Source organism: Runella defluvii, assembly GCF_014195535.1.
In the GTDB taxonomy this organism is placed as follows: domain Bacteria; phylum Bacteroidota; class Bacteroidia; order Cytophagales; family Spirosomataceae; genus Runella; species Runella defluvii.
This window is the reverse complement of the sequence record NZ_JACIBY010000002.1, coordinates 307,228-325,842: the sequence shown is the minus strand read 5'-3', so window position 1 is coordinate 325,842 and position 18,615 is coordinate 307,228. Positions and strand designations below refer to the sequence as shown.

21 protein-coding genes are annotated in these 18,615 nt (G+C 42.8%); 8 read left to right on the top strand and 13 right to left on the bottom strand.

Features of this window, described 5'->3' with window-relative positions:
* The first annotated feature begins 36 nt into the window (after positions 1–36).
* The 5 genes from purD to FHS57_RS06090 all read left to right on the top strand — a co-directional run bounded on the left by purD (position 37) and on the right by FHS57_RS06090 (position 6,638).
* On the top strand, positions 37–1,326 hold the full coding sequence (gene purD / locus FHS57_RS06110) for a phosphoribosylamine--glycine ligase (RefSeq protein ID WP_183971999.1): 1,290 nt from the start codon (positions 37–39) through the stop codon (positions 1,324–1,326).
* 77 nt (positions 1,327–1,403) lie between these two features.
* The gene (locus FHS57_RS06105) at positions 1,404–2,879 is read left to right on the top strand and encodes a PSP1 domain-containing protein (protein ID WP_374757994.1); all 1,476 of its coding nucleotides are present in this window, start codon (positions 1,404–1,406) and stop codon (positions 2,877–2,879) included.
* A 396-nt stretch (positions 2,880–3,275) separates the two neighbouring features.
* Entirely contained in the window at positions 3,276–4,028 is a 753-nt protein-coding gene (locus tag FHS57_RS06100; RefSeq protein WP_183971998.1) for a hypothetical protein, read from the top strand.
* A gap of 24 nt (positions 4,029–4,052) precedes the next feature.
* A complete protein-coding gene (locus tag FHS57_RS06095) occupies positions 4,053–5,603 on the top strand; it encodes a TlpA family protein disulfide reductase (RefSeq protein ID WP_183971997.1) in 1,551 nt (516 codons plus the stop codon).
* A 42-nt stretch (positions 5,604–5,645) separates the two neighbouring features.
* Positions 5,646–6,638, top strand: a complete 993-nt coding sequence (locus FHS57_RS06090) for an OmpA family protein (protein WP_183971996.1) — start codon at positions 5,646–5,648, stop codon at positions 6,636–6,638.
* A gap of 269 nt (positions 6,639–6,907) precedes the next feature.
* Here FHS57_RS06090 and FHS57_RS06085 read toward each other — a convergent pair whose 3' ends face one another.
* The 6 genes from FHS57_RS06085 to FHS57_RS06060 all read right to left on the bottom strand — a co-directional run bounded on the left by FHS57_RS06085 (position 6,908) and on the right by FHS57_RS06060 (position 11,150).
* Positions 6,908–8,071, bottom strand: a complete 1,164-nt coding sequence (locus FHS57_RS06085) for a serine hydrolase domain-containing protein (RefSeq protein WP_183971995.1) — start codon at positions 8,069–8,071, stop codon at positions 6,908–6,910.
* 15 nt (positions 8,072–8,086) lie between these two features.
* Positions 8,087–8,686, bottom strand: a complete 600-nt coding sequence (locus tag FHS57_RS06080; protein WP_183971994.1) for an outer membrane beta-barrel protein — start codon at positions 8,684–8,686, stop codon at positions 8,087–8,089.
* Positions 8,687–8,723: 37 nt separating this feature from the next.
* Positions 8,724–9,353 (bottom strand): DUF2306 domain-containing protein, encoded by a 630-nt coding sequence (locus FHS57_RS06075; RefSeq protein ID WP_183971993.1) that lies wholly within the window; start codon positions 9,351–9,353, stop codon positions 8,724–8,726.
* A gap of 90 nt (positions 9,354–9,443) precedes the next feature.
* A complete protein-coding gene (locus tag FHS57_RS06070) occupies positions 9,444–10,577 on the bottom strand; it encodes a helix-turn-helix domain-containing protein (RefSeq protein ID WP_183971992.1) in 1,134 nt (377 codons plus the stop codon).
* Between the two features lie 73 nt (positions 10,578–10,650).
* Positions 10,651–10,929 carry a Txe/YoeB family addiction module toxin gene (locus FHS57_RS06065; protein WP_122932181.1) on the bottom strand — a complete coding sequence of 93 codons (279 nt, stop codon included), beginning with the start codon at positions 10,927–10,929 and terminating at the stop codon, positions 10,651–10,653.
* A complete protein-coding gene (locus tag FHS57_RS06060) occupies positions 10,926–11,150 on the bottom strand; it encodes a DUF2683 family protein (RefSeq protein WP_122932180.1) in 225 nt (74 codons plus the stop codon). Before FHS57_RS06060 ends, FHS57_RS06065 begins: the two co-directional genes overlap by 4 nt.
* Before the next feature lie 157 nt (positions 11,151–11,307).
* Here FHS57_RS06060 and FHS57_RS06055 point away from each other — a divergent pair, with 157 nt between their 5' ends.
* The 3 genes from FHS57_RS06055 to FHS57_RS06045 all read left to right on the top strand — a co-directional run bounded on the left by FHS57_RS06055 (position 11,308) and on the right by FHS57_RS06045 (position 13,843).
* Positions 11,308–11,895 (top strand): NifU family protein, encoded by a 588-nt coding sequence (locus FHS57_RS06055; protein WP_183971991.1) that lies wholly within the window; start codon positions 11,308–11,310, stop codon positions 11,893–11,895.
* A 171-nt stretch (positions 11,896–12,066) separates the two neighbouring features.
* On the top strand, positions 12,067–12,852 hold the full coding sequence (locus FHS57_RS06050; RefSeq protein WP_183971990.1) for an N-acetylmuramoyl-L-alanine amidase family protein: 786 nt from the start codon (positions 12,067–12,069) through the stop codon (positions 12,850–12,852).
* Positions 12,853–12,880: 28 nt separating this feature from the next.
* The gene (locus tag FHS57_RS06045; RefSeq protein WP_183971989.1) at positions 12,881–13,843 is read left to right on the top strand and encodes an MlaD family protein; all 963 of its coding nucleotides are present in this window, start codon (positions 12,881–12,883) and stop codon (positions 13,841–13,843) included.
* A 38-nt stretch (positions 13,844–13,881) separates the two neighbouring features.
* Here FHS57_RS06045 and ruvA read toward each other — a convergent pair whose 3' ends face one another.
* From ruvA to FHS57_RS06010, 7 genes are all read right to left on the bottom strand, one after another.
* Positions 13,882–14,472, bottom strand: coding sequence for a Holliday junction branch migration protein RuvA (ruvA, locus tag FHS57_RS06040; protein WP_183971988.1), 591 nt, complete (start codon positions 14,470–14,472; stop codon positions 13,882–13,884).
* Positions 14,473–14,475: 3 nt separating this feature from the next.
* Positions 14,476–14,802 carry a Dabb family protein gene (locus FHS57_RS06035; protein WP_374757996.1) on the bottom strand — a complete coding sequence of 109 codons (327 nt, stop codon included), beginning with the start codon at positions 14,800–14,802 and terminating at the stop codon, positions 14,476–14,478.
* Positions 14,803–14,903: 101 nt separating this feature from the next.
* The gene (locus tag FHS57_RS06030; protein WP_028524266.1) at positions 14,904–15,104 is read right to left on the bottom strand and encodes a hypothetical protein; all 201 of its coding nucleotides are present in this window, start codon (positions 15,102–15,104) and stop codon (positions 14,904–14,906) included.
* A 73-nt stretch (positions 15,105–15,177) separates the two neighbouring features.
* Positions 15,178–16,056 carry a hypothetical protein gene (locus FHS57_RS06025; RefSeq protein WP_183971986.1) on the bottom strand — a complete coding sequence of 293 codons (879 nt, stop codon included), beginning with the start codon at positions 16,054–16,056 and terminating at the stop codon, positions 15,178–15,180.
* Positions 16,056–16,706: a DUF2306 domain-containing protein gene (locus tag FHS57_RS06020; protein WP_183971985.1), complete on the bottom strand. Its 651-nt coding sequence runs from the start codon at positions 16,704–16,706 to the stop codon at positions 16,056–16,058. The genes FHS57_RS06025 and FHS57_RS06020 overlap by 1 nt, the downstream gene beginning before the upstream one ends.
* Before the next feature lie 21 nt (positions 16,707–16,727).
* The gene (gene trpB, locus FHS57_RS06015) at positions 16,728–17,924 is read right to left on the bottom strand and encodes a tryptophan synthase subunit beta (RefSeq protein WP_183971984.1); all 1,197 of its coding nucleotides are present in this window, start codon (positions 17,922–17,924) and stop codon (positions 16,728–16,730) included.
* 10 nt (positions 17,925–17,934) lie between these two features.
* Complete coding sequence (locus tag FHS57_RS06010) at positions 17,935–18,576, bottom strand: phosphoribosylanthranilate isomerase (protein WP_183972257.1); 642 nt, start codon at positions 18,574–18,576, stop codon at positions 17,935–17,937.
* Positions 18,577–18,615 lie beyond the last annotated feature (39 nt).

Below are 18,615 nucleotides of genomic sequence, written 5' to 3'. Positions count from 1 at the left end.
TTTCGCGCCCTACTCTATACACTTTAACCTCAAAAAATGAATATTTTAATTCTGGGTTCGGGCGGACGCGAACACGCGTTTGCTTGGAAAATAGCCCAAAGCCCACATTGTGACGAGTTGTACGTAGCGCCTGGAAATGCGGGAACCGCACAAGTGGCTACCAACTTGCCCGTTGGGTTCAATGACTTTGAAGGCATTGCAAAAGCTATTGTTGATTTTAAAATTAAATTAGTAATTGTCGGCCCCGAAGAACCACTGGTCAACGGAGTTGTTGATTACTTAAAAGCTCAACCAGAGTTGGCAAGGGTCAAAATTGTGGGCCCTGATCGCCTGGGGGCACAGCTGGAAGGAAGCAAAGATTTTTCCAAAAACTTCATGGCTAAGTACGGAATCCCTACGGCAGCGTCGCAGACATTTACGTCTGAAACACTAGACCAAGGGTTGAACTACTTGAGCACACACGCACTCCCAATCGTGTTGAAAGCCGACGGGCTGGCGGCTGGCAAGGGAGTAATCATTGCCGAAACACTCGATACAGCCAAAGCGGCCATGACAGACATGCTCGTGGGTGCTAAATTTGGCGAAGCGGGCAATAAAGTGGTGGTAGAGCAGTTTTTGCGCGGTATTGAGTTGTCGGTATTTGTGCTTTCGGATGGTGTCAATTACAAAATCCTTCCCGAAGCCAAGGACTACAAACGCATTGGCGAAAAAGATACAGGCCCCAACACGGGAGGAATGGGAGCGGTGTCGCCCGTGATTTTTGCGGACGAAAACTTCCTGAGAAAAGTAGAACAGAAAGTTGTAAAACCAACCCTCGCAGGCTTACAAGCCGAAGGAATTACGTACGTTGGTTTTATTTTTATTGGATTGATGAACGTGAAAGGCGAACCGTACGTGATTGAGTACAACGCACGCATGGGCGACCCCGAAACGGAGGTTGTTTTGCCACGTATTCAGTCGGATTTAGTGACGCTTTTGCTGGCTGCCGCCGATCAAAAATTGGCCGACAGCGATTTCGTTATTTCGCCCCAAACGGCCGTCACAACGGTGATTGTGTCGGGTGGCTACCCAGATGCCTACGAAAAAGGCAAGGTAATTGCTGAATTAGAAAAAATGGAAGACATCACGGTGTTTCATGCAGGAACTACCACCAATGACAAAGGAGAAGTCGTAACCAATGGCGGACGAGTACTGGCGCTGACAGCACTCGCAAACTCCCTCGAAGGTGCTGTAAATAAGTCGCAAAAAGCAGCGACAGCAGTGCAGTTTGAAGGGAAATATTACCGCAAAGACATTGGTTTAGATTTGATTCGTTATACGGATTAGTTTGACGCAAAGCGGGTCGTAACGTAGTTGAAACCGTAACGACCTCGTATAAACGTCAGGCTGTAAACTAAACAGAAATGAGTTGTAAATCATGTTCAACGGGCGGATGCGGAACGAAAGGAAGCAACGGAAAAACCGCTGGTTGTCAAAATAATGGCGCGTGCAACACAGGTGGTTGCAATAAAATGAATGTTTTCGATTGGCTCAGTGATATGGATGTGCCCATCGCAAAACGTTTTGACGTGGTAGAAGTGAAGTTTAAAGGAGGGCGGAAAGAATATTTTCGCAATATCAACCAGCTTGAACTCCTCACGGGCGACTACGTCGTGTGTGAGATGGCTTCGGGCTATCATATTGGAGCGGTATCGTTGCAGGGTGACTTGGTGCGTTTGCAAATGACCAAGAAGAAAGTAGCCGACGACGAAAACATCAAGAGCATTTATCGGGTGGGGAATCCACGCGATATGGAAAAACACGAGCAGAGTGTTGCGCGTGACCTGCCAACGATGTACCGCGCTCGCGAATTGGTCAAAGAGCTAAAACTGAACATGAAATTGTCGGATGTGGAGTTTCAGTCCGACAATACCAAAGCGACGTTTTACTATTCGGCCGACGAACGGGTTGATTTCCGTGAACTGATCAAGGTTTTGGCGGGCGAGTTTAAGGTGCGCATCGAAATGCGTCAAATTAGCCTACGCCAAGAAGCAGGGCGTTTGGGTGGTTTGGGCGCATGTGGCCGTGAATTGTGTTGTTCAACTTGGTTGAGCGACTTTAAAAACATCACGACCTCAGCTGCTCGTTACCAAAACCTATCGCTGAACCCAACGAAGCTTTCGGGCCAATGCGGACGTTTGAAGTGCTGCCTCAACTACGAGCTGGAAACCTACATCGACGCCCTCAAGGATATTCCGCACGTGGATGCACCCCTTCAAACCCAAAAAGGGAAGGCGCACTTGCAGAAAACCGATATTTTCAAGAAAATCATGTGGTTTGGCTACGAAAACGATAGCACGACCTGGCACCCAATCACGATGGAGCAGGTGAGCAAAATCTTGCAAATGAACGCAAGAGGCGAAAAACCTGTGTCGTTGGATGTGTTGGATATCGAAGAGGCAGTGTTGGCATTGCCTGCGGCAGGTATCAATAGCGACTTGGCCAAAATGGACAAGAAGTTTAGCCACCGCGACCAACAAAATGGTGGTGCAAATCGCCGTCCTAAGAAGAAAAAAGGGGGTGGTACTACCAATACCAACGCGGCCAAAGAAACGGCGCAGCCAGCGGCAGCCACTACGCCTTCAGCTCCTGCGCCGAAGCCACAGGCATCAGCTCCCAAGGCACCTACTGCCCAGGCTCCTGCGAAAGTGCCCAGTGCTCCAGCGGGAAATCCTGCCCAGAAAGGAAATAATAATGCCAATAATAACAACAACGACGCAACAAAGCCTGCCAAACAACACTCAAATAGAGGAAATCATCACCGCAGAAATCATAATCAACCCAAAGGTGGTGGTGGCAATAGTGGCAACAGCGGCGGAGGCAACGAGAAGAAGCAATAGTAAGCACTAAAGGTGCATAGGAGGGAATCATCGAGAGGTGATTCCCTTTTTTTGTGGCCTAAAGGATGAAAAAAAACTATTTTTTCTAAAAAAAGTTTAAATTTATTTGTTTTTACTAGATTTTTAAATATTTTTATCAAATCATTAGTAAATAACACTTTTATTATAGTCAATAAGTAGTGATTTATGTTCAGGTTAATACGTTGTGAAAAAATAATTTTCTTACTCATTTTTATATATGCTTCCGCTTGTTTTGGACAATCAAGTACAGTTATTGTAAACTTAGCACCTACCAAGAGTATATTTTTTTACGAGAGAACAAAATATCTATATCCTAATCGTAAATATCACCACTATCTTCAGTCGGAATCAAAATTTAAAACGGATACAATTAATGTGTTAAATAATTCTCCATCTGTACTTATATTTCAAGAAAATAATGAGGCTATTATTCCTATAATTTTATTTCCAAATGATACATTAAACGTTAGTATAGACATTTTTGGAAAATTAGTTTTTGAAGGAACTAATGTAAACGAATGGAAAATAATGAAAAAATTGGTAAGTTCTCAGTCATTTATTGAGCCATACTTGTTTAATATAAATTTTAAAATATGGAAAGATGTGCAAAATAACTTAGATTTAATTAGAGAAAATGAAATGAATTTAATTAAAGAACTCAGAGGGAAATATGCTCTTTCGGAAAAATATGTATCATACCTAGAAAAAGAACGTAATTATCAATGGATGGCATCTTTACTAATCCATCGAAATAAATCATTTAAGGGTATTCCATTACCGCCTCAAGTGACAAGTATGAAAAATGAATTAATGAATGATACACTTAATTACAGTTCTTTATTTAGAATACCAGCTTTGTATAGTATCATTCAGGCGGAGTGTAGTTGCTACAGTAATTATACTTTTCCGAGCCCACAAGAGTTTACGGTTTTGTTTGATTACATATGTGAAAGATATTCTGGTATGTTAAGGTCTCAACTTTTACTAAATCTGCTTTATGAACAAATTGTAATAACTCAAAACTACGCAGCTAATGAGTTGTTTTACGAGAAGTTTTTAAATAAGTTTTATCAATTATGTACTGATGAAGATTATGTTGACTTTATAAGAAGTTCCTTGAAAAAATAAAAATCTATTTAAATACTTGAAAACATGAAAACAACACTACTTCGCTTATTAATGTTAAAAATGGCATTTTTGTGTCACATAAATGTGTTTTCAAACGACACGGAAGGTGTTGTTCACGTTTCCTTTAAAAATACTCAAAAGATTGATAATTATTTTTATTATACAAAAACAGCATGGACTCAAAATAAGCACTTGTTACGATTTGTGTATGATGATGAGATGAAATGGATTGAAGTAAAAAGTGATATTAAAAATAAAGATATTCGGCTGAAAATGAAAAATAATCATTGTGTTCTTCGGCACTGGGTTAACTACTTTGACTATAACGACTACATTTTGCAAAAGGGAGACTCCATTGTCATTGAATATAATAAAAATATTCCCGTCGTAACGGTTATAAACCGAAAGGCTCCTAAAAATGATTATCAGGTGGATGACCTAGTAAGGAGCCAGTGTGAGTTTGTGAACTACTCGCCAATTGGGGAATATTTTGGTGCCGTTAGCTTGCACGGAAAAAAAATATTGAATGATAAAAGTGCACTTGCTCAGTCAAAAAATATGACGGAAGAGCAAAGAATAAATAGAGATAAAAAAGGAGTTTTGTTAATGAAAAATGAATTATACCCAAAGTACATGAGGTATCTTGATATAAACAAAAAGGTTATTGATTCACTCAATAAGCAAGGTTTTGTATCTGAAAATGTGTATAAATTTCAAAAAAATAAAATCGAAAATTTAAAAAAGTTAATAGAGGTTGAAACAGAACGACTTTCGATTGATGACGTCTATCATTGGTGCAATTCTCAAGAAAACACCCTAGAGAATTATGAAGGAATCTATTTTAAAGATTTTGTTGATGCAGTAGAGTATAGATTTGTCGTGGAAAAAGCACCTTATTTGGATTTAACAGATGGAATTAATAGGGATTATAAGGTGATTTATGATAAAATAAATACAGAATTTAATTTTCCAGAAACAATCAAAAATTATTTGCTGATAAAAAATATTGGCAGAATTTCGGAGTCACTTTCAAAAAATGACTTTTTGAGCTACTTTAACAAGTTAGAGAAAGATGTAAAAGATTCTTCGCTCGTTGAGAAACTTAAAGTAAAGTATGTCCTTGAACTTGATACAACGCGCTACGTACCTACATCACTTACGTTGATGGATAACAATAAAGGGAAAACCTCGCTTGATGCAATTATTAAACAAGCGCAAGGCAAAGTGATCTATGTAGATTTTTGGGCAAGCTGGTGCGGGCCTTGTAGAGCCGCTTTTCCACATTCTGTAAAGCTAAGGGAATCATTAAAAGACAAAAATATTGTATTTGTTTATTTGTCGATTGATAAATCTATGGAAGCATGGTTAAAAGCCTCAGAAAAAGAAGAATTGAATGAGTATCCAAACAATTTCTTGGTTTTAAACTCACAAGATGCTGATTTCTTGAAGCAGCAAAAAGTTAATTCGATACCTCGTTATATGATTGTTGACAAACGCGGTCAACTGATATATCCAAACGCACCTAGAGTAGAAAGCAAAGAACTTACGCAACTTTTGACAGAGCTGTCGAAATAATAAGATGTTTTATATAAACCTCACCAATAAATAATTAAAAATATGCTTGCCTATGTACTGTCCATTCTCCTTCATATTTGTAGTAATGGATTTAATCAATTATTGCCAATTCAAGATAAAAACACCGTTAAAATAGGTGGGTTTTGTTATGACCCAGCAAATGGCTTCGATTTGAAAGTACATGTTTATGCATTTGAAGGTGAGAAAAAAATAAGCTTAGGAGAAAGTAAAGTAAATAATCGTATTAATAAATTTAAAATACAATTGCCGAACTCAGCAGAATTTTTATTGTTTGAATCAGAAGGTTATCGAGCTACTAAAATGCCAATAAGGCGTATCGGAAATATCGAAGAAAACTTTGAATTTGAAATGAACGTACCGATGGCATCCAAGAATTCACCACCACTTCCGTCAGAAAACCAACTTCATTGGCATTTTACATTTCCCGAGAATAAAAATGTAGAATTTAAAGTAAACAATATATTGGTTTTAAATCCCTTGATAAGAAATAATTATTTATACTTAATTCCTATGCAACCTGGTAAACATTTAATTCAGGCACGCTCTAACGAAGGGGAATTGTTGCTTAATCAGGAGTTTGTACTTGAATCAGGATTGACACTTATGGACGTTCGAATTGATGCTACCAATCCTTCTTTGGTTTCTAGACCTGTAAATGTGGGTATTGCTAAGAAGCCATTTGATACCAGAACATTATATTTTGACCAAAGTAATTATGATTTAAAAACGGAAGTGAAAGCTACCTTAGATTCAATTGCCACGTTCTTAATAGAAGACTTCAAGCTAAAAGCTCACGTGACAGGATATACTGATAATGTAGGTGATAGAGATAAAAATATGACTTTGTCTGAGTACAGAGCACGTGCGATTGGGGGATACCTTATTCAAAAAGGGGTTTCTGCTGAAAGAATAAAAATGAATTGGAGAGGCGATGAAGGTTTAAGTGCTAACGATAAATCTGAACAAAAAAGGGAGAAAAACAGAAAAGCGGTCATTCAAATAGTAACCAACTAGGGTACAACTGTATTCGTTATGAAAAAAATATTTTGCTATTCATTCTTGCTTTCTCTGATAATAAGCTGTGCTGATTTGACGGTAGTATTCCAACCACTTTGTTTGTGGATAACAAAGGGCAAATTGTGGAAAAGTTTGTGGGGTACGATGATAACAGTTTAGAGAAATTTGAACATTTGATAAAAAATCGCCTTAATGACACGAAGTAGTAATTTCAAAATCCCTGCGTTTCTCCAAACAGGTGGAAAAGCGCAGGGGGTAACCTATTTTTACAAGGCCAATTTAATCGTTTCGCGGTCGTATAAAGCTTCGTCTAATTTGCTGGAATAGCTATTGAGCGCAATAGCGATACTGACTTTTTGTTCGGGGAAATAATAAGCAACTGCGTTGAAACAATGCACATTGCCCCCGTGCCCAACTCCCTTCTTTCCCTCAATATCAAGCAAAAAAAGCCCTAGTCCGTAATCCTTGATGTATGAAAGGTTTTCGGGAATGCCTTTGACTTGGATGTTGGTGGGAGATTCCATCAGGGCAATTGACGCCGCCGAAAGGAGTTTGCCCGTTTTGAGGGCTTCCATAAAAAGGGCCAAATCGTAGGAATTCGAAACCATTCCGCCGTCCAGTATGTCTTGTCCTCCCACGGCGAAGCCATCAAATTTGGTTAGGTCACGCATCATGCCGTTGTTAAACGAATCGTAGTAACCCCTCGACAAACTCGCGGGTCGGGTCGTGGAGGCGTAGGTGTTTTGGAGTTTGAGGGGCTGTAGCACTTTTTCCGTTACCGTTTCAAAGGCGCTTTTGTTGCCAAATTTCTCGATGATTAAGGCCAAAATCAGGTAATTAGAGTTGGAGTAACTCCAGTCGGTACCCACTTCAAACAGGGCTTTTTTTCCAAAAATTGTTTTTAAATTTTCGTGAGCTGACTGAGCTTTGACCGATTGGTTGTGGATGTTGAGCAAGCCTACAAGCCCCAAATAATCGCGGATGCCCGAAGTGTGCTGAAGCAACTGCTTGATGGTGGCTTTGTTGAGGTTGTGGATGTTTTTGACGTATTCGTCGGGAAGGTATTTACTCGCTAAATCATTGATATTGAGTTTGCCTTCTTCCTGCAATTTTAAAACCGTGGCCGCCGTAAATGTCTTTGAAATACTCCCAATGCCAAGCGTATGGCAAGGGCTAAGGTCGATGTGGTTGGCAAGGTCGGCTTTGCCAGCGGTGGCGCTCCAAGTGCCTTCGGGCGTGCGAACGGTGACGCTCACTCCCACCGCGCCCGCTGCCATAAACTTGTCGATAATTTTTTGGTAATTAGCGGCTTTGGGGTGGGTGGTGTTGGTCAATGGGCAATTGGGCAAAGGCTGCGCCGAGCCAAGTTCTTCGTGGCATGAACCAAGCGAAAACAACGCAATAACGAGGATGAATGAGATACGTTTCATGGACTGTTGTGAAGTTTATGGTTGTAAATGAATGTTGAGACCTGCCCCTAAGAAGGTATGGATAGAAAAAGGAAGAATGCGGTCGCCAAACGGTGCGGCGACCATTGTTTTGTAGTCAACCGCGACGGAGTAGCGCTTCGAAAGCGGGTATTCCAGCCCTAGTCCGAGTTTGAGGTTGGCTTGGGCTTTGCCAAAATGCGAGGTAGGTTGGTATTCACCGTTTTTTAGGGCATACTTTTGACCTGCCAAAATCGCGTGTTTGTAACCAAGTGCGGTGTGTAGGTTGGTTTGCAACCCAAAATTGAACCGATACCCAAGTCGATACGAAGCATCGAGCATGAGGGCGTGTTCCAACGACTGTTGGTAATAATAGTACAGGTCAACCCCAAAGGCTTTTTGCCAATGGTGGCCCGAACGTACCCGTAGGTCGGTGCCAATACTTACTGCTGGGTGAATGGGAAGTTTGGTTAGTTTGGCGGAGGGGACACCCAACGTTTCGTTGTAGAGCGAGAACCGCAGCGTTTTAAGCGACGTCTGGGCGGTGGCGTCGGAAGCGATAAACCCCGCCACGAGCAAGCAGGCATAGCGGAGCGTTTTTGTGTTGAAAAGGGACATGTGTGCTAAAAGTTTGATTTCGGCACAAACATCCCCTTCAAATCGCTGCCATGCGCCCTTGCTTGTAAGGTGAGCCTCTTTTTTTGTTGACCCAAAACGCAATTCCCAAGTTGAATAGCCAACTCAACCACGCCACCACGTTGTACACCGATGTGTATTCATAAGGAAGCAAAACCGAGAGCGGTATAAAAATTCTCAGGCTCACCGCACCCAGGCAAGCCGCGTAGCTGTAGGTCATCATAGCTTGGTGTTTGACTACGTTTTTGGCCCGAATCAATACATAACCTCGAAGGGTTGTGTAAAAGTAAACGCAGCCTCCGCAGACAAAACCCGCCATTGCGATGGGGCCGCCGTGGGCATAAAAACCAATGAAAATTCCTGCTCCAGAGCAGAGCAAACCCGTGATGACGTAGGTTTTGCCAATGATCCGATGCCATTTTGGGAAGCTGGTCAACAGTTTATGGCTGAATTGTAGCCAGCCGACCATAATGGCTACCGCCCCAAACGCAATATGCGTGACAAAGCCTATTTGCCAGAACGTATTTTGACGTGTTTCGGGAGATTTTAGTTCTAAATACCCTTGTTTGACATCGGTTAGGTACGAAATCGGGATCATTCCGACAAGAAGAGCCAGTACAACGACGAGAATCCAAGCTATTTTTTTCATGGCGATAGTGGTTAAAAGTGATGCCACAAAAGTGACTACTTCCCACTTTCTTAGCGCCCTTGCTTGTAAGGTGAGCCTCTTTTCATATAGCTATTCGTACACCGCTTTCAACTGCTTTGCGTACTCAGAAGGAGAGAGCCCCGTGGTTTTCTTAAAACAGCGATTGAAGGCCGATTTGGAGTTAAAACCGCAGTCATAAGCAAGGGCAAGGAGCGTAAATCGTTGGTTTTCGGGGAGTGACAGCAGGCGCTTAAATTCTTCGACCCGCAGCCGATTAACGTAATCATAAAAATTAATACCTTCTACTTCGTTGATGACCTGTGATAGGTAATTGGGGTGGGTATCCAAACGATTGGCCAAATCGGTCAGTGTCAACTCGGGTTCGATGAACAACCGCTCAATGAGCATCAGTTCTTCCAAACGCTCGCGAAGTTCTTGGGCGCGTTCTTCGTTTAAGCCCGATTTTGCGTATTTTTTGCGTTGAAGGTCTGAGGTAGTTTCTTCCACTTCAGCAAGTTGTAAAGCCGATTCGGGGTGTGTAGAAGGCGATTCGAGAGGGGCGGTGAAAATGCCCGTTTGCTTGATGCCAAAGTAGCCGATAAGCACCACAAACACGCTACTGCTTGAGAAAATGAGCGGGTCGTTTTGAAGGAAAATGATAAAAAACCAAATAATCCCCATGGCATAAAAAAGAAACCGTAGCCAGTTGAGGTTGATTTTTTCTTGGTTAGAAAACTGGTTTAAAATTCGTTTACGGTGCTTTTGAAGGAGGTAATGGGTGGCCAAAATGTAAAAAATCCCCGAACTCGTCAGTAGTAGGCTACTGATTTCCATCACGTCTTCGTAGCCTTTGCCTTCTTGTTTAAAAACCTCCACTTTTTGTTCTGCCGATAAACGCCAAAAAGGAGCATAGATGGCAATGATAATGAGCGGTAAAACTCCGTGCAGTAGCCACTTTTTCGATTGAAACTGTTCGGGGCGAGTGAGGGCAAGGGTATATAAATACAGCAGTGGCCCGTGCAGAAAAGGCAAAGGAAAATTGGAACCCAAAAAAGCAGGATAGATATAAATGAGCTGGGTCAGGTAGCTGTAAAACGAAAATACGTGTAAACCAACGACTACCATCCAAATACCCAAAAGGAGGTCGGCGGTGGTGCGGCCTTTTTTGGTCAGGGCTATGGCCGCAAGAAACAGCGCAATGAATGTTCCGACGAGGTAAATCATAGAGGCGGTAGCGAGGGTTTTCTTCTATGACAACTCAAAAGAGAATTACCCTATACGAAAGAAATGCTGTGCGTTATTTTTCGCCATAATGCCCCCAAGAGGCCAAAACTAGCACAATAATTTTTTCTTCTTGAACCCTGTAAATCAGTCTGTGCTTATCGGTGATTCTTCTTGACCAGGTCGGGACAGAGTAATGCTTTAGTTTTTCTGGTTTTCCTGTTCCTGTAGTTGGGTGGGCTCGAAGCTCGTCCAAGAGTTTGTCGATTTTTATTAATACTTTTTTATCTCCAGCCCTTTTGTGTTTCTCAATGTCATCAATGGCTTCTTCGGTAAATTCTATGGAATAACTCATAAGCCCAAAAACTTTTTCTGTTCATCCTTAGAAATATGTTTTGTTTTTCCAGCTTCAGCTTGCTGTATCGATTTATCTATTTTAGCAATAAACTCTGATTCGGATAAAGCAGTTGTTGGGTCGTCATTTCCTATCTCAAAACGCACTTTCATCTCTTTCAAGAGTGATTTGAGTAAAGACGTTTGTTGTTCATTTTTGGGATAAACAATGATACTTTCCATTTTTGTAGGTTTAAAGTTCTATACTAACAAAGTTACCACAAAATAGCTAACAGCGAACAAGCAAACCAAAATGCCGAAAGTTTTGTTGCAAAGGGGACGGTCTTTTCAGGATTGTCTATTTATTTTGATGAATCAAACAACGAGTCATACTTTTTCTATGCAACCCGTATTTATTTATACCGAGGCAAGCCCCAATCCAAACTCGATGAAGTTTGTCTTCAATTTTGAACTTGTTCCCCAAGGCTTATCGTTCGATTATCCCGATTTGGCTGCTACACAGGCCGAAGGAAAGTCGTCGCCGTTGGCGGGAGATTTGTTCCAATTTCCTTTCGTGCAGCGCGTATTTTTGGCGTCCAACTTCGTGACCCTCACCAAAGATGACACGACTGACTGGGGTTCAGTAATTTTGGATACTAAGCAGTTTTTGAAGATTTACTTCGAGGAAAACCACCCTGTATTTGAGCAAAAAACAGTCGAGCGTAACACCACGATTGTGGATACTGATAGCCCAACGGTGCGCCAAATCAAAACTGTTTTGGACGATTATGTGCGTCCAGCGGTGGAGTCAGACGGGGGCGCTATTTCGTTTCATTCGTTTGAGGAAGAAACGGGCGTCGTAAAAGTACTTTTACAAGGTTCGTGCAGCGGCTGCCCGTCTTCGACCCTGACCCTCAAAGCAGGTATCCAAAACCTGTTGACGCAGATGGTTCCGACCGTCAAAGAGGTAGTTGCGGAAGGAGTATAGGCGCTTCCGTGTGCGATTTACCGTATTTTTGAGTTTCTTTGTGAAAAATATCCTCCAAAACCTTCTAAGTTTGTCAATTAGACAAAAATTTAGAAGGTTTTGGAGCGTTTATTTATGGTCGAATACCTCTCTTACTCATTCACAATAAGCCATAAACTTAAAGAACCACTCATGTTGAACACGTTCAAAATAGGATTACTGCTTGGTTGGATCACTTTTTGTAGTTTTACTTTCAAATCGGACTCCGATGGGAGTATCGATCTTATCGTGTTGGATGCGGGGCATGGAGGAAAGGATACGGGTGCCAAAGGAAAAATTTCAAAAGAAAAAGACATTGTTTTAGACATAACAATGCGGCTGGCGCGGAAAATAAAGCTCGAAATGCCAGAAGTGAAAATAATTCTGACGCGCGCTTCGGATAAGTTTGTTGATTTGAGTGAACGTTCCAATATCGCTAATCGTCGCAAGGCCGATTTGTTTATTTCGATTCACTGTAACTCTTTGCCCAAAAACAAAAAGAGTCCAGCTGGAACGGAGACCTTCGTGATGGGATTGCACAAGTCGGATGAAAACTTAGAAGTAGCAAAACGCGAAAACTCCAGTATCTTGTTGGAGCAAAATTACGAAGAGCGCTATAAAGGCTTTAACCCCAATTCTCCATTGGCGTATATCATGTTGGCCAACCGCCAAAACGCCTACATTGCGAGCAGCTTGAGTTTTGCGGGTAAAATCGAACGCCAATTTCAAAAATATGCCGATCGCAACAGCCGTGGCGTAAAACAAGCGGGGTTTATGGTACTTTGGCAAACGGCCATGCCGAGTGTATTAGTAGAAGCAGGGTTTATTAGCCACGCACAGGAAGAAAAATACCTCAATTCAGACGACGGCCAAGACGAAATAGCGGAAGCTATTTTTCGGGCGTTTAAGCAATACAAGCAAGAAGTAGAAGATCGGTAGTCATTAAAACAATCAACGATTCACATTCATGAAAATTTCTAAGGAAGCAAAAGTAGGGTTGATGGCAATCGTTGCGTTGTCTATGCTCTATTTTGGGTTTAATTTTTTAAAAGGAGCTGATTTCTTTTCGAGCAAATACAAGTATTTTGTAGTATATGACAACGTGGGCTCACTTCAGCCATCGAACCCCATCAAACTCAACGGGGTGCAAGTGGGGCAGGTCAAAAGCACAGAACTGCTGACCGACCGTGGAAACAAGGTGTTGGTGACACTAGAAATTCAAAAAAATGTATTGTTGACCCAAGGGTCTAAAGTAATGCTGACGTCGGAGTTGTTGGGGGGAAGTGCTCTAATGCTCCAAGTTGCGACGGGCGGTAAACAACTTCAGCAAGGCGACACGCTAGTGGCTGATTCAGAAAAGGGGATTCAGGCGTTGCTCCAAGAACAAGCCTTGCCCGTGGTAAAAAATGCCGATTCGCTCATTATCAATTTGAACCGTATCGTAAAGCAGTTTGACCAAACGGGGTATGTGTTGAATAAATTACTTACGACAACCGACCAAACGGCTTCGGGTATCAACGCCACCGTTGCCCAAAATCGTCAAGCCATTGCGGCGACTTTGGCGAATGTCAATGCCCTTTCGGCTTCTTTGATTGAAACCGAAAAGAGTTTTAAACCTATTTTGGGAAATCTGAAAACCGCCACTGATTCGTTGAAAGCGCTTCGTTTGGGCGAGACATTGGCACAGGCCAATTCGGCAGTAGCGACGCTTCAAAAATCACTGACTGCTCTCGAACAAGGCCAAGGAACGGCAGGGAAGTTGTTGAAAGACCAAACTTTGTACGATAATATCAACCGTACGATTGTGAGTGTAAACAAACTGATGACCAATTTCCGTCAATATCCTAAACGCTACGTCAATGTGTCGGTCTTTGGTAAAAAAGACAAAGGCCCCGCCGACAGCCCCGCCGATACGACGTTGAAGTTCTAGTGGAGCCTTTAGGGGTATAAAAGATGTATTGCTAGGCACTAGCGAAGCGCCAATTTGATGAGCTGTTCGACGGTGATTTGGTCGCCTTCGCGTTTTAGAATGGTATCGACACTCTTCTCGGCGGTAGGCTTTGGAATCCCCAACATAACCAAAGCCGCCAGCGCTTCGCTGCGCACTTGGCTATTGGCTGCCATAAAGACATTGGGCTGAGGTGCGATTAAGCCCTCTTTCTTGATTTTATCCTTCAAATCAATGATAACGCGTTGAGCTGTTTTTCCGCCAATTCCTTTGATGGTTTGAATCAGCTTCACGTCTTCGTTGACAATCGCCTGCTTGATTTCGGGTGCCGACAATGACGAAAGCATAATCAGCGCCGTTGCTGACCCTACGCCCGATACGCTCACCAAGTCCAAAAATAAGGTCTTTTCGGTAGGCTCGGCAAAGCCATACAGCGTGTGGGCGTCTTCGCGGATTTGTTGGTAGGTATAAATTTTGCAGGAATCTCCTACATTGGGCAGCGCCCCGAAGGTTTGTAAAGATACTTTTACTTCATAACCAACGCCGCCTACGTCGATGATTACGTAGGCGGGGTCTTTATGAGCAAGTTTACCGTGTAAGTAAGCTATCATGGTTTATTTTTGAGTCCAATAATCAACCACCAACACTTTATCGAGGTAAGGTCCTAAGACTTTACCGAAAGCTTTGTGGTCGGGGTGAGGCAAATAGACCGCACGGTCGGCTTCCGACGCAAACGTCAAGAAGAAGCAATGGGTAAAACCTTGGTCGTGGCCTTCTGGGCTATTGTTGGTTCCCCACTCAAATCCTTTGATTTCTTTGATTTGGGTAGGAAGTTTACGAAAGGCAGCTTCTACTTTCTTTACTTGCTCGGCCGTGGTGCCGTCTTTAAATTTAAACAAAACGACGTGACGAAGTACTTTGTCGGAAGAAGATTGAGCCATAGCGCCAAAAGTGAATAATGCCAGAAATAGGGCTAAAAATGTTTTTTTCATGTGTAAATATCTGTTCTGTGTTTAGTAGAGAAGTTTCAAAACCTCAAAATCTACCCAGAGCAGTTGATACACTCGCCTGTGTTATCAAAAACACTGCGCTCAAAATCGCCAAGTTGTTCTTTTAACTCCAAAATCTCGTCCTCAATTTCGCAACGGTCAAACAGCGATAATTCGCCCGAAGCAACTTGATTTTCAAGGTTTTTGAGCTTGAGTCTCATTTCTGAAACTTCCATTAGGGTTAATGTTGCCATGGTAATAGTAGGAGTATAAATGGATAATGTGGTTAAATGTCAATCAGAATCAGGCAGAAAAAGTTCGATACCTTTATTGAATTGTGGGGGTGTCGTGCCACCATTCGTCGTTTTCCCAGTAATTGTCCCAGCCGAGATGGCGGTATTTTTTATTGATTTCAACGTCACGTTCACCAATAGAAAAATCGGTTAGAATATCGTTGGCAAAAATGAACAAGTCTTTGGCCCACACCACGGGTTTTGTTTGGTTTGTTTTATAGTTGCGCCAATTTCCGTCAAATTTAAAGCCACTTCCCTGCGCAGGTGCGTTTTGAGAATAGTACCAAAGGTCAATTGTTCCGTCTTTGCGTTCGTAAAAATCGAGGAACATTTTTCCCGAAAACACACCAGAGCCTTTAAAAATGGCATTTTCTTTTAGCTCAAACGTAGCTTGGGCCGAGTACGACTCTTTCAAAGCAAACTCATCGTTGTCGTAGTGTTCTTCGTTATGGTTAGGGTCTTTGAAGGTCGCCAGTTTATCAAACGTTACGGTACCTTCAAAAGGCGTAATGTTCTTTTTATAGCGGTTTTTCCCTTTTACATAATAGACCGTTGGGTTCAACGAATCGCGGCGAACTTCCGAGAAATAAAACTCAATTCGGTAGTGGTCGGCTCCGTAAAAACCATCAAAACGGTTGGCATATCCGCCTTCGGCATCAGCCATAAATAAAAGGGGCGTAATATCGTGTTCTCCAAAAAAACTTGCTAATTGTTTCTCCGAAAGCGGGCTAACAATCAACGCTTTCAACGGGGCCGTGGTATCTTTCCGCAGCGAGTCCACGGCTTCTTTATGCGTCACGAGTTTGACGGGTACGGCCGTAGGTTTTGAGTTCTCGTTGGTATTGCGGGCACACCCATACCAAGTAAGAGCAGCGAAGCCCAGGAAAAAAGCTTTGTTTAAAAAGAAGCGCATCAACGAATTTTATGGATTAGGTATGTACCAAGGTTGTTATAAATCAAAACTTCTGCAATTATCAAATTGACGACCCACGATGCCCACGTGACCGTTAGATAGGTTTCGATGGGTTTAGTACTTAAAAAATACACCATCACGTAGCTTCCCACTCTCAAACTCATTGCGGCCAACGTCACGGCATAGCTGCGCATCATCCATTCTACGTGCCTTTGCCACTGGTTTTTACGGATTTCGTACCAAGCAACGAGGGTCGTTAGCCACCATACAAGGCATTGCAACGAAAATCCTACTTTGGCAGGCAAGCCGCCGTTGGCGTACCATGCCAGTACAAAACCCGACGGGGCGGCCAAAAACAGTATCGAAAATACGTAAACTTTTCCAAGGGTTTGGTGCAAACGGCGATATTTTTTTACAAAACTTGGAATGAATTGCAACAGGCCGATTCCCATCACCCACCAGCTACTTAGGATATGGACGTAGAACCCCACTTGGAAATCTTTTTTTGCCAAAACTCGGTCGGTTTTGGTCGTCAAGAAGTCTATTTCTGGTTCAAAACTTAGGTAAGGAATTATCTTCGTGAGCATCAGGATGGTGAATGCCGCAACGGAGAGGAAGAAAAGGGTAGCAGAAAATCGAGAAAAGCGCATATTCAACTACCCTTTCATTGTTTATAAATACTTCATGTACGTAGCCAAGTCTTTGTCGCCACGACCTGAGAGGTTAATCACTACTGTTTCGTTGGAAGCCGCTTTTAGGTAAGGAAGCACTGCTAAAGCGTGTGAGCTTTCGAGGGCAGGGATAATACCTTCTAATTTGGCAAGCTCCATGGCTGATACCACTGATTCGTCGTCGGTGATGGCGTAGAACTGCGCCCGCTTGCTGTCGTGCAAATGCGCGTGCAACGGCCCAATGCCTGGATAGTCCAAGCCTGCGGAAATAGAGTGAGGCTCAACCACTTGGCCGTCTTCGGTTTGCATCAAAATGCTTTTACTGCCGTGCAATACCCCGATTTTACCCAAAAACGTGGTTGCGGCCGACAAGCCAGAATGAATACCGTGGCCGCCAGCTTCTGCTGCCACCAATTGTACTGAAGCATCGTCTAAGAAATGATAAAATGCTCCTGCGGCGTTGGAACCTCCACCTACGCAAGCAATGACGTAATCAGGGAGTTCGCTGCCCGTCTTTTCTAGCAACTGTTTTTTAATTTCTTCCGAAATCACCGACTGAAAACGCGCCACCATGTCAGGATACGGGTGTGGCCCCACGACCGAACCAATGATGTAGTGCGTATCGGTCGGATTATTAATCCAATGGCGCATGGCTTCGTTGGTCGCGTCTTTGAGAGTTTTAGAGCCGCTCGTTGCAGGGCGTACTTCGGCGCCAAGCATTTTCATCCGAGCCACGTTTGGTGCTTGGCGCTGAATGTCAATTTCCCCCATGTAAACAATGCACTCCATGCCCATCAAGGCACATACCGTAGCCGTTGCCACGCCGTGCTGGCCTGCGCCCGTTTCAGCCACAATCTTTTTCTTCCCCAAGCGACGTGCCAACAGAATTTGACCAATCGTATTATTTACCTTGTGCGCTCCCGTGTGGCACAGGTCTTCGCGTTTGAGGTAAATAGTGGTATTGTATTTTTCAGAAAGGCGTTGGGCCAAATACAGCGGAGTAGGACGCCCTACGTAATCGCGGAGAAGCGCCTGAAACTCTTCTTGAAAATCGGGTTGAGCGATGATGTGGAGGTAATTTTCACGAAGCTCTTCCACGTTTGGATAAAGCATTTCGGGAATGTATGCCCCGCCAAACTGGCCATAATAACCGCGTTCGTTGACTTGGAAGGGGGAATTTACGGACGTTATTGCCATTGTGATGTTATTAAAGTTCGATTTCTTCTTCGGCGGGTCGAACCAAGTCGAAGAGTTGTCTTAGTTTTTCAATGTCTTTAAACGCAGGTTCAGTCTCAAATTTACTGTTGACATCCAATCCAAAAATTTTGATGCCTAGTTCTGCAACCTGCTCTATATTTTCTAATGATAAACCACCGCTTAGAAAGAATGGTTTATCGTTTTGATAGCGTTTTAATGTGTTCCAATCAAACGTCACTCCGTTTCCACCTGGTTGTGAACCTTTTGCGTCAAACAAGAAATACTCGCAATGCGGGGTGTAATTATTAAGGCTGTTGAAGTTAAACGCTTCGTCGATTGAAAAAGCTTTAATGATATTGACACCTCTGCTTTTGAGGGTTCGGCAAGCGTCGGGGGTTTCGTTTCCGTGGAGCTGCACAAATTGTAAATCGTAGCGTTTTACTTGCCTAAGGATAAAGTCAGGGTTGGCATTGACAAAAACTCCTACCTTTTTACTGGTCTTGGGAATATTTTTGATAAATTCCTCATCGAGGCTTTCCCCTACGAAGCGAGGTGATTTGTCGTAAAAAATAAATCCGATAAAATCAGGTTTCAACTCCAGCAATTCGGCCAAATTAGCCGTGTCACGCATTCCACAAACTTTAATTTTCATCATAAGGCAAAAAGTGCGCAGGCACCATTAAAAAAGTTA

What these genes read in the sequence shown, in the direction of transcription:
- ruvA (WP_183971988.1), bottom strand. Translation starts at nt 14,472, where the DNA reads ATGATAGCTTACTTACACGGTAAACTTGCTCATAAAGACCCCGCCTAC.
- FHS57_RS06050 (WP_183971990.1), top strand. Translation starts at nt 12,067, where the DNA reads ATGTTGAACACGTTCAAAATAGGATTACTGCTTGGTTGGATCACTTTT.
- FHS57_RS06055 (WP_183971991.1), top strand. Translation starts at nt 11,308, where the DNA reads ATGCAACCCGTATTTATTTATACCGAGGCAAGCCCCAATCCAAACTCG.
- FHS57_RS06025 (WP_183971986.1), bottom strand. Translation starts at nt 16,056, where the DNA reads ATGCGCTTCTTTTTAAACAAAGCTTTTTTCCTGGGCTTCGCTGCTCTT.
- purD (WP_183971999.1), top strand. Translation starts at nt 37, where the DNA reads ATGAATATTTTAATTCTGGGTTCGGGCGGACGCGAACACGCGTTTGCT.
- FHS57_RS06065 (WP_122932181.1), bottom strand. Translation starts at nt 10,929, where the DNA reads ATGAGTTATTCCATAGAATTTACCGAAGAAGCCATTGATGACATTGAG.
- FHS57_RS06090 (WP_183971996.1), top strand. Translation starts at nt 5,646, where the DNA reads ATGCTTGCCTATGTACTGTCCATTCTCCTTCATATTTGTAGTAATGGA.
- FHS57_RS06095 (WP_183971997.1), top strand. Translation starts at nt 4,053, where the DNA reads ATGAAAACAACACTACTTCGCTTATTAATGTTAAAAATGGCATTTTTG.
- trpB (WP_183971984.1), bottom strand. Translation starts at nt 17,924, where the DNA reads ATGGCAATAACGTCCGTAAATTCCCCCTTCCAAGTCAACGAACGCGGT.
- FHS57_RS06085 (WP_183971995.1), bottom strand. Translation starts at nt 8,071, where the DNA reads ATGAAACGTATCTCATTCATCCTCGTTATTGCGTTGTTTTCGCTTGGT.
- FHS57_RS06030 (WP_028524266.1), bottom strand. Translation starts at nt 15,104, where the DNA reads ATGGCAACATTAACCCTAATGGAAGTTTCAGAAATGAGACTCAAGCTC.
- FHS57_RS06075 (WP_183971993.1), bottom strand. Translation starts at nt 9,353, where the DNA reads ATGAAAAAAATAGCTTGGATTCTCGTCGTTGTACTGGCTCTTCTTGTC.
- FHS57_RS06010 (WP_183972257.1), bottom strand. Translation starts at nt 18,576, where the DNA reads ATGAAAATTAAAGTTTGTGGAATGCGTGACACGGCTAATTTGGCCGAA.
- FHS57_RS06105 (WP_374757994.1), top strand. Translation starts at nt 1,404, where the DNA reads ATGAGTTGTAAATCATGTTCAACGGGCGGATGCGGAACGAAAGGAAGC.
- FHS57_RS06080 (WP_183971994.1), bottom strand. Translation starts at nt 8,686, where the DNA reads ATGTCCCTTTTCAACACAAAAACGCTCCGCTATGCCTGCTTGCTCGTG.
- FHS57_RS06045 (WP_183971989.1), top strand. Translation starts at nt 12,881, where the DNA reads ATGAAAATTTCTAAGGAAGCAAAAGTAGGGTTGATGGCAATCGTTGCG.
- FHS57_RS06060 (WP_122932180.1), bottom strand. Translation starts at nt 11,150, where the DNA reads ATGGAAAGTATCATTGTTTATCCCAAAAATGAACAACAAACGTCTTTA.
- FHS57_RS06070 (WP_183971992.1), bottom strand. Translation starts at nt 10,577, where the DNA reads ATGATTTACCTCGTCGGAACATTCATTGCGCTGTTTCTTGCGGCCATA.
- FHS57_RS06035 (WP_374757996.1), bottom strand. Translation starts at nt 14,802, where the DNA reads ATGGCTCAATCTTCTTCCGACAAAGTACTTCGTCACGTCGTTTTGTTT.
- FHS57_RS06020 (WP_183971985.1), bottom strand. Translation starts at nt 16,706, where the DNA reads ATGCGCTTTTCTCGATTTTCTGCTACCCTTTTCTTCCTCTCCGTTGCG.